Consider the following 7,543-nt stretch of genomic DNA (forward strand, 5'->3'; position numbering starts at 1 on the left):
TCCACTTTTATCGTCATGGCGACCCCTCCACGAAGAGGCACCTTCCGCAGGTTTTTCTGTAGTAATCAACGACCTCCCGCGAGAAGCCCTTCTTGACGAGCCTGCCGGCGCAGACGAAGTAGGCAAAGTCCGTTTTTCCAGCTATCTCCTCGTGGTGCGTGATTATGATGACAGTAGTTCCCGCCTTCCTGAACCGGCCCAAAAGCTCCTCGATGAGCTCGCCGGCGGTTATATCGAGACCTGAATCCGGCTCGTCTAAAATAGCGTATCTCGGCTTCAGGAGGAGGAGCGAAGCCAATTCAACCCTCTTCCTCTCGCCCCCGCTGAGGCTTTTATCAATGAACCTACCGGCGTAGAGTTCGTACGGCAGGCCGACGAGCTCAAGTACCTCCCTTATCTCGTCCTCCTCAACCTTCAGCTTCCCGCCGAGGGTGAGGTATTCCCTGACTCTTATCCCCTCGTAGCGCGCCGGCTCCTGCCAGGCCATGCTTATCCCCAATTTCGCCCTCGCGGTAACGCCAAGTTCTGTTATGTCCCTTCCATCGAGGAGAACCTGCCCTGATGTTGGCTTAAGCTCTCCCATCAAAATCCTCGCTATCGTTGACTTTCCCGCGCCGTTGGGCCCGAGTATCGAGTAGCTCATGCCCTCCCTGAAGGTCATGTTTATCCCCTGGAGGATTTTCCTGCCCTCTCTCACGTAATCAACGTTTCTCAGGCACAGCATTTTCATCAATAATCCTTCACATGAACTTAAATTTAAGATTTTCTGGACAGAACCGTCCAGAACCAACGGTTGAAAACATCAATGTTTGAAAAATATTTTAAGTGAAATTTGTCTCGGATTAAATGGAGGTGGGTGAAGATGTCAAAGGCGAATGCTCCCGTAATCGGAAAGGACGCCCTCGGGAGGGAAGTCAAGGACCTGAGCGTTATTCCTTGGTGGGGCGTTGATAGGAGGGAGATAGACTGGTATCCCAAGATCAACTACGACGTCTGCGCCGGCTGTGGAATCTGCTTCGTCACCTGCGGCAGGCGCGTTTTCGACTGGGACGTCGAGAGGAGCGTGCCCATAGTTGCAAGGCCCTACAACTGCATGGTCGGATGCAACACCTGCGCGATGCTCTGCCCGTGCAACGCCATAGAGTTTCCGCCGAAGGAGTACCTCAGGAAGTGGGTGGCGAAGGCAAAGGTTACGAAGAAGGCCTTTGAGATAGTGGACAGGATAATGCCCAAGAACCACCTGAGTGAGGAGGAGATAACGGCAACGCCTGAGCAGGATCCTCCAAGGAAAGAATGAAATCAGAGGACGTTTGCAATGGTTTTGAGGGCTATGAGGTAAATCACCACCCCTATCACCTTTTTTTACCCCCTCCGAGCTCATTTTGAAGTGCATCATATGGGTTCCAAGCCAGCCACCAGCTATGGCTGGAACAGAGACCCACAGCAAAAGCCTCCAGTCGAGGGTTCCCATGCCCCAGTAGGTAATGAAGCCACTCAGGGAGGAGAAGAACACCACAAGGGCCGTCGTTGAGGCTACCTTCTTGGGTTCGTAGCCGAGCATTATCAGGGCGGGGCTTATTATCCCCCCTCCCCCAACACCGAGGAGGCCCCCGAGGAAGCCCGCTATTCCCCCAATGAGCGAGCCTTCAACGATGTGGTTCCCATCCTCCGGCCTTTTCTTTGGCCTGAAGAAGACCATCATCGTTTCCGAATAGAGCAGAAAACCCACGAAGACCCAGAGGACGTAGGTTTTCGGTATAAACCTTCCCGCGTACGCTCCTGCAGGGGCCATCACGGTGGCAACGAGAAGAATCGGCAGGCCGAAGCGGTGGTCGAGCTTGCCGTGCCTGATGTTCTTCAGCGTCGCCGAGAGCATCGAGAGCGTGTTTATGAATAACCCCGTGGGTTTGGCCGTCATAAGCGGAACGCCGAGCCACGCCATTGCTGGGACTATCGCTATGGCGCTCCCGACTCCACCAATAGCGAAGATAACGCTGAGGATGAAAGATATAAGCGCCAGCTCCGGGTAGTTCATTAGACTCACCTCATTTTATTGTGGCGCTCGAATGAATGACGAATCATTTAAATGTCTTTTGATTCCAAAACTTTTTAAGAGAACAAAAATTTTGATGTAAACCATCTCATACGGGGTGATGCTCATGGAGAGACTGAAGAACTTCAACCCGGCGGTCTTTGCGAGCGTCATGGGAACGGGCGCCGTTGCGATAGCCTCCTACAGGTATTCGGCCTACTGGGAACCTCTAAAGGACTTCGGAGTGGTGCTAACATATCTCAACGCCCTCCTCTACGTTGTCCTTTTAATTCCCTGGCTTCTTAGGTGGATTCTCTACAGGAGAGAAGCCCTCGAAGACCTGAGACATCCATCGAAAGGGCACTTCTACGGTACGAGCGGGGCGGCGACCATAGTCCTCGCCTCCCAGTTTGGGCTTATCCTGAAAGACATCACGCTCTCTTGGTACCTGTGGCTCTTGGGACTAGTACTGACCTTCATCTTCGCCTTCTGGATGTCCTACGAGGTCTTTATAGCCGGAGAAGTTGACCTGAGACAGCTTTCCCCAGCGTGGTACATCCCGCCGGTGGCTCTGGTTATAATTCCCTTCGGCGCGGTCTTCATGAAGATGACCTCCGGCTATCTAAACCAGTTCGTCGTCATAGCCAACTACCTCGGCTGGGGGGCGGGCTTCTTCCTCTATCTCGTTCTGTACTCGGTGGTTACCCTGCGCTTCATCAGGCACGAGCTACTCCCGCCCCAGATGGCCCCCCTCATATGGATGAACCTCGGCCCGATAGGAGCGAGCATAAGCGCCCTCTTCGCCCTCATCGAGAACTCGACGATACCGATTCCAGAGGAGCCGTTTATGGCTTTCGCGTTCTTTCTCTGGGGCCTCGGATTCTGGTGGCTCGTGATGGCGACCGCGATGACGCTCCACTACATCAGGAACCTGCACCTTCCCTACAGCAGTTCGTGGTGGGCCTTCATATTCCCGCTGGGGGCCTTCACAAACGCCACCCTCGACATAGGCTCGGCCTTCGGGTTGGGTATCATGAACGCCTTCGGTTTCGTTCTGCTCCTCGCCCTTCTGGGCCTGTGGACGGTTACGATGCTAAAAATAGTTCCAGCCCTCAGGAGGAGTTCCTCCTGAGGCAGAGCTCTTCGCTTTCCTCGTACTCTATGAGCTTTTCGAGGACGCACTCAAGGGTGGAGAGGTCTTCAAGAAGAGCCATGTAGAAGGCCTTTTCCTCCTCCCCGGCGTTTTCCATAAGGCCCTCAACTATCTCCTTCATCGGCCTGATTTCACGCTCCAGTATCTCCCTCGGCTGCTGGAGGAACTTCTCAAGAAAGGCTGGAACAGCCGAGAAGTACTTGGTCTTGCCCTCCTTTCTGTAGGTAACGAGGTAGTGTCGGGCAAGGGCCGAGAGTGCCACAGATATGGACGACCTGCTGAGGCCCGTTTCCTTAGCCAGCTCCGAGATCGTCATGGGTCTTGCCTTCATCAGCAGGACGGCATAGACCTTTCCCTCGGTCCTACTGTAGCCCCATCTTTCGAGAAGCCTTTCCACGAGCTCGATGAACCTCCTGTCCCTCTGGCCTCTCCTTGGCATTTTGCATCACCCATAAAATATTGGGCACAATACAAAATAAAAATTTCGAAAAATCGAAAAGGTTTGATTTTTCACTCGGAACCGGTGGCTATGATAGCACCGCCGATCAATGCAATCCAAGCACCGATGGTCCAGAAGCCACCGTCAAAGGGCATCGTTATCAGTGCCAGTATGGCAATCGTCCATCCGATGGCGCTCTTGCTCTTCTTGTAGTAGAAGGCCAGACCCATCATGATAAGGCTGAGGATTATCTCCGTCCAGCCGACGACGCTTGCACTGCCGTAGTGCCAGCCGTAGAAGGTCTTGTTGGCCAGGACAAGAAGGCCGTCTATCAGGATTATCAGGGCACCCAAGATGGCAGTCCACATTCCGGTTTTGGCAGAGGCCATTTCCGGTCACCTCCAAGGTTTTTCAATTCTGAGTTCTCATCCCACTATTTAAACTTTTCGGTTATTTTTGATATGTCTGATAAAAATGATATATCGAAAAACTTATACGTGTTTCACCTAATTAGTATTTGGAGGTGGTGGAAATGGGAAAGGGGAACGAGAACGTTAAAACGATCACCGGAGTCATTAAAGAGCCGTTCCCCAAGGCAATGAACGGTCCCGGAGTAGTTGAAGAGCCGAAAAACAAGGGCGGAAACCAGCTATCAACGGCTCTCACAGCGTTCAAGCTGATACTCGGAAACCCGCTGGCGAGGGCCCTGTTGAGGCCGATGCTGAAGAGATACAACATCAACGGAAGGGAACTGCCCGCTCTGTACTGGGCGCTCAGCGTCTACGCTGGGGAAAGCCTCAACGAGCCGATGATGATACGATTCCAAGCGGATGTCCTTAAACTCCTCCTCAAGCTGGGCATAAAGCTCGCGAGGGGAGACGAGGAGGCTGTAAAGGAGGCCCTCCTTCGCGATCCACACATAAGGCGTGGCATCTGGGTAGTTCTTGAGGGCATAGCGAAGTACGGCGTAACGGTGCCCCAGCGTTTGGCTGGCCCGTTCCTCATAGTCTGGAACTTCACGAACATGTGCAACTTCCGCTGCAAGCACTGCTACCAGAGGGCCGACAAACCGCTCCCAAGTGAGCTTTCCCTTGAGGAGAAACTCGACCTCGTTGACCAGCTCGACAAAGCCGGAGTAGCTGCTGTGGCAATAAGCGGTGGAGAGCCAACGATACACCCGCACTTCCTCAGAATCGTCAAGGAGCTGTCGAGCAGGGGCATCCACACCTCCGTCGCCACAAACGGCTGGACATTCGCGGATATGGAGAACCTTAAGAAGGCTGTCGAGGCGGGCATCAAATACGTCGAGGTGAGCGTCGACTCTGCAAAGCCTGAGAAGCACGACGAGTTCCGCGGAATTCCAGGAGCTTGGGAGCACGCGGTAAAGGCCCTCGAAAACGCCGTTAAGCTGGGAGTAAGTCACGGAATGGCGGTGGTGATGGACAAGGATACGTATCAAGAAATAGACGACATCCTCGACTTGGCCGAGAACATAGGGGTGAAGCGCGTCATATTCTTCAACCTCGTGCCTACGGGAAGGGCCGAGGACATGGTGAAGGTAGACCTCTCTCCTGAGGAGCGCGAGGAGTTCATGAAAGAAATCTACCACCAGATGAAGAAGAGGAAGCTTGAGATATTAACCACGGCACCGCAGTACGCCAGGGTTACACTGCTTGAGAGCAGGGGCAAGAACGTAACGCCGGCACACTTCTACATCGGCGAGAACAACGCGGTGAAGACTTTGGCGGAGTTCATAGGTGGCTGTGGCGCCGGGAGAATTTACGCGGGCATAGAGCCCGATGGAACCGTCGTTCCCTGCGTCTTCCTTCCGCTACCTGTCGGCAACGTTCGCGTGAAGTCCTTCAAGGAGATATGGGAGAACAGCAGAATCTTCAACCTCCTCCGCGACAGGGACAACTTCACCGGCCAGTGCAGGAACTGCCCGTACAGGAACATCTGCGGAGGCTGCCGCGCGAGGGCCTACCACTACACCCTCGACATACTCGGCGATGATCCGGGGTGCATAATCAACAAGCGCCTCTGGGAGGAGATAGTGAGGCATGGCAAGCCCAAAGCCCTGACCGAGGTCAACTGGGTTGACGAGAGCGTAATCCTGCGCGGGCCAACACTCTACGTGCCAAGCTACTACAGCGCTGTCGAGGTAACGACGCAGAAGTTGCTTGAGAAAGTGAGCGTTCCCGAGACCGTAAGGGCCTGATTCCCTTTCTCTTTTACTTCATCCCTTTCCACAGATTACCTCTTTTCCCTCGCACCTGTTCACCTCAAGCTGAACCGTTACGTGCGTTATCCCGTACTTCCTCAGCCTCTTCTCGACCTCGTCAATTATCCTCTGCGCCTCGCTTATCGGCATGTCGTCAACCTCAACGTGGCACTCGAAGTGCACCCCATTCTCTCCAATCCGCCAGGCGTGGAAGTGGTGGGCGTTCTTAACGCCGGGGATGGATTCTATTTCGGCCTTTATCGCCCCGAGGTCAAGCTCCGGCGAGGCCTCCATGAGAACTTCTATGCTCTCCCTGAGAACCTCGTAGGCCTCCCGGAGGATGTAAAGGGCTATCAGAACTGTTACGAGCGGGTCGACCCAGTTGACGCCGTAGAACAGGATTAAAAGACCACCCAAGACAACGGCAACCGAAGATAGAGTATCGCTCAGGAGATGGAGGTAGGCCGAGCGGACGTTCAGGCCGTGAGCGTGACTGTGAAGGAGAAGAACCGAGAGGAGGTTTGCGATGAGGCCGATGAGTGCAACGGGTAGCATTATGCCTGTGTCAATCGGCTGAGGGTTCTTAAAACGCCTGTAGGCCTCAACGACCAGAAAAAGCGAAACGCCAAAGAGAACGGAGGAGTTTATGAAGGCAACGAGGATCTCTGCCCGCTTATAGCCGAAGGTGTACTTCTCGTTGGCCTTCCGCTCACCGATTTTTATTGCAAAGTAGCTCGCGAGTAAGCTCATGCTGTCGCTGAAGTTGTGGAGGGAGTCGCCCAGCAAAGCCAAACTCCCGGAGAGGATTCCACCTATGACCTCCGCAAGGGTTATCGTGAAGTTGAGGAGTATTGAGAGCACGAGGTTTCTCTTCAGCCCGTGCCCGGAGTGCTCTTCCATGGCCATCAAAGAAAAATGGGAGGAGTGTATAAAAAGCTTTAGAGGAAGCCCGAGTACTTGAGCAGTATCTCCTTCAGCTCAAGGGCCTTTTTGTAGGTCGGGGAATCGGGATTTCCGAGTATGGCCTCGACCTCGGGGTCGTACTCCTCCACGAGCTCGTCGTAGGGGATGACGGTTTTCGTTGTGAAGTCGTTGAAGCCGAGCTCCTTCAGGATCCTCTCGACCTTCTCAATCTGGGAGTCCCTCTTCACTTTGTTTATAACGAGGTGAACGTAGGGTATACCGAGCTGTCTGGCGAGCTTTGCTGCGTCAACCGCAACCTGGACGGAGTTATACGTCGGCTCGGTGAGGATGACCGCCTGCTTGAAGCCCCTCGCTAAAGCCCTTCCAAAGTGCTCAAGACCCGCCTGAGTGTCCATCAGGATTATCTCGCCCTTACGGAGGTTTATGTACTTGACGACCGCGTCGAGGGTATCTTTGCCGCTGGAGACGTTGCCAACGGGCCGACGAAGGTCGGGAGGGCGATAAAAGACGGCCTCTACACCGCTGTCGCTATCGATAAGTGGCTCAGGGGGGAGCTCTGATGGAGAGGAAGTACCTCTACGTGGACTACCTCACCTGCATAGGCTGCGAGACCTGCCAGACGGTCTGCGACTTTATCCATGACGGAAACCCTCACATAAGGATTTACGTCACCGAGAACAAGCAGTACCTCCCCATAAACTGCAAGCACTGCGACGACGCGCCCTGTATAAGGGTCTGTCCGACCCAGGCGATATACCGGGACGAGGACGGTGC

Annotated in this window: 9 protein-coding genes and 2 pseudogenes; 5 read left to right on the forward strand and 6 right to left on the reverse strand. The window is 54.1% G+C overall.

Annotated features, from left to right (window positions below; genetic code table 11):
- Positions 1–13: 13 nt before the first annotated feature.
- Positions 14–724, reverse strand: coding sequence for an ABC transporter ATP-binding protein (locus MVC73_RS09975; protein WP_297510582.1), 711 nt, complete (start codon positions 722–724; stop codon positions 14–16).
- Between the two features lie 138 nt (positions 725–862).
- On the opposite strand from MVC73_RS09975, the gene MVC73_RS09980 reads away from it, so the two are divergent.
- Positions 863–1,297 (forward strand): ferredoxin family protein, encoded by a 435-nt coding sequence (locus MVC73_RS09980; RefSeq protein ID WP_297510567.1) that lies wholly within the window; start codon positions 863–865, stop codon positions 1,295–1,297.
- Positions 1,298–1,444: 147 nt separating this feature from the next.
- Here MVC73_RS09980 and MVC73_RS09985 read toward each other — a convergent pair.
- A pseudogene (locus MVC73_RS09985) lies at positions 1,445–2,035 on the reverse strand (sulfite exporter TauE/SafE family protein); the annotation flags it as partial.
- 118 nt (positions 2,036–2,153) lie between these two features.
- Here MVC73_RS09985 and tdt point away from each other — a divergent pair.
- Positions 2,154–3,164: a tellurite-resistance/dicarboxylate transporter gene (gene tdt / locus MVC73_RS09990; RefSeq protein ID WP_297510570.1), complete on the forward strand. Its 1,011-nt coding sequence runs from the start codon at positions 2,154–2,156 to the stop codon at positions 3,162–3,164.
- Here the strand turns inward: tdt and MVC73_RS09995 are convergent.
- Together MVC73_RS09995 and MVC73_RS10000 are read right to left on the reverse strand one after the other, a co-directional pair.
- A complete protein-coding gene (locus MVC73_RS09995; protein ID WP_297510573.1) occupies positions 3,145–3,624 on the reverse strand; it encodes a GbsR/MarR family transcriptional regulator in 480 nt (159 codons plus the stop codon). The genes tdt and MVC73_RS09995 overlap by 20 nt on opposite strands.
- Positions 3,625–3,695: 71 nt before the next feature.
- Complete coding sequence (locus tag MVC73_RS10000; RefSeq protein WP_297510576.1) at positions 3,696–4,013, reverse strand: hypothetical protein; 318 nt, start codon at positions 4,011–4,013, stop codon at positions 3,696–3,698.
- A gap of 143 nt (positions 4,014–4,156) precedes the next feature.
- Here MVC73_RS10000 and MVC73_RS10005 point away from each other — a divergent pair, with 143 nt between their 5' ends.
- On the forward strand, positions 4,157–5,842 hold the full coding sequence (locus MVC73_RS10005) for a radical SAM protein (protein WP_297510586.1): 1,686 nt from the start codon (positions 4,157–4,159) through the stop codon (positions 5,840–5,842).
- A gap of 18 nt (positions 5,843–5,860) precedes the next feature.
- Here the strand turns inward: MVC73_RS10005 and MVC73_RS10010 are convergent, their stop codons facing one another.
- Both MVC73_RS10010 and MVC73_RS10015 read right to left on the reverse strand, forming a co-directional pair.
- Positions 5,861–6,745: a cation diffusion facilitator family transporter gene (locus MVC73_RS10010; RefSeq protein WP_297510588.1), complete on the reverse strand. Its 885-nt coding sequence runs from the start codon at positions 6,743–6,745 to the stop codon at positions 5,861–5,863.
- A gap of 38 nt (positions 6,746–6,783) precedes the next feature.
- Positions 6,784–7,164, reverse strand: coding sequence for a hypothetical protein (locus MVC73_RS10015; RefSeq protein ID WP_297510579.1), 381 nt, complete (start codon positions 7,162–7,164; stop codon positions 6,784–6,786).
- Positions 7,165–7,209: 45 nt separating this feature from the next.
- Between MVC73_RS10015 and MVC73_RS10020 the strand changes: the two are divergent.
- Positions 7,210–7,329: pseudogene (locus tag MVC73_RS10020) on the forward strand (glutamate synthase); the annotation flags it as partial.
- Positions 7,308–7,543: 4Fe-4S dicluster domain-containing protein (locus tag MVC73_RS10025; protein WP_366938961.1), on the forward strand; the 236-nt coding region annotated here is incomplete at its 3' end. The pseudogene MVC73_RS10020 and the gene MVC73_RS10025, both read left to right, overlap by 22 nt.

The organism is Thermococcus sp. (genome assembly GCF_027052235.1).
Taxonomy (GTDB): Archaea; Methanobacteriota_B; Thermococci; order Thermococcales; family Thermococcaceae; genus Thermococcus.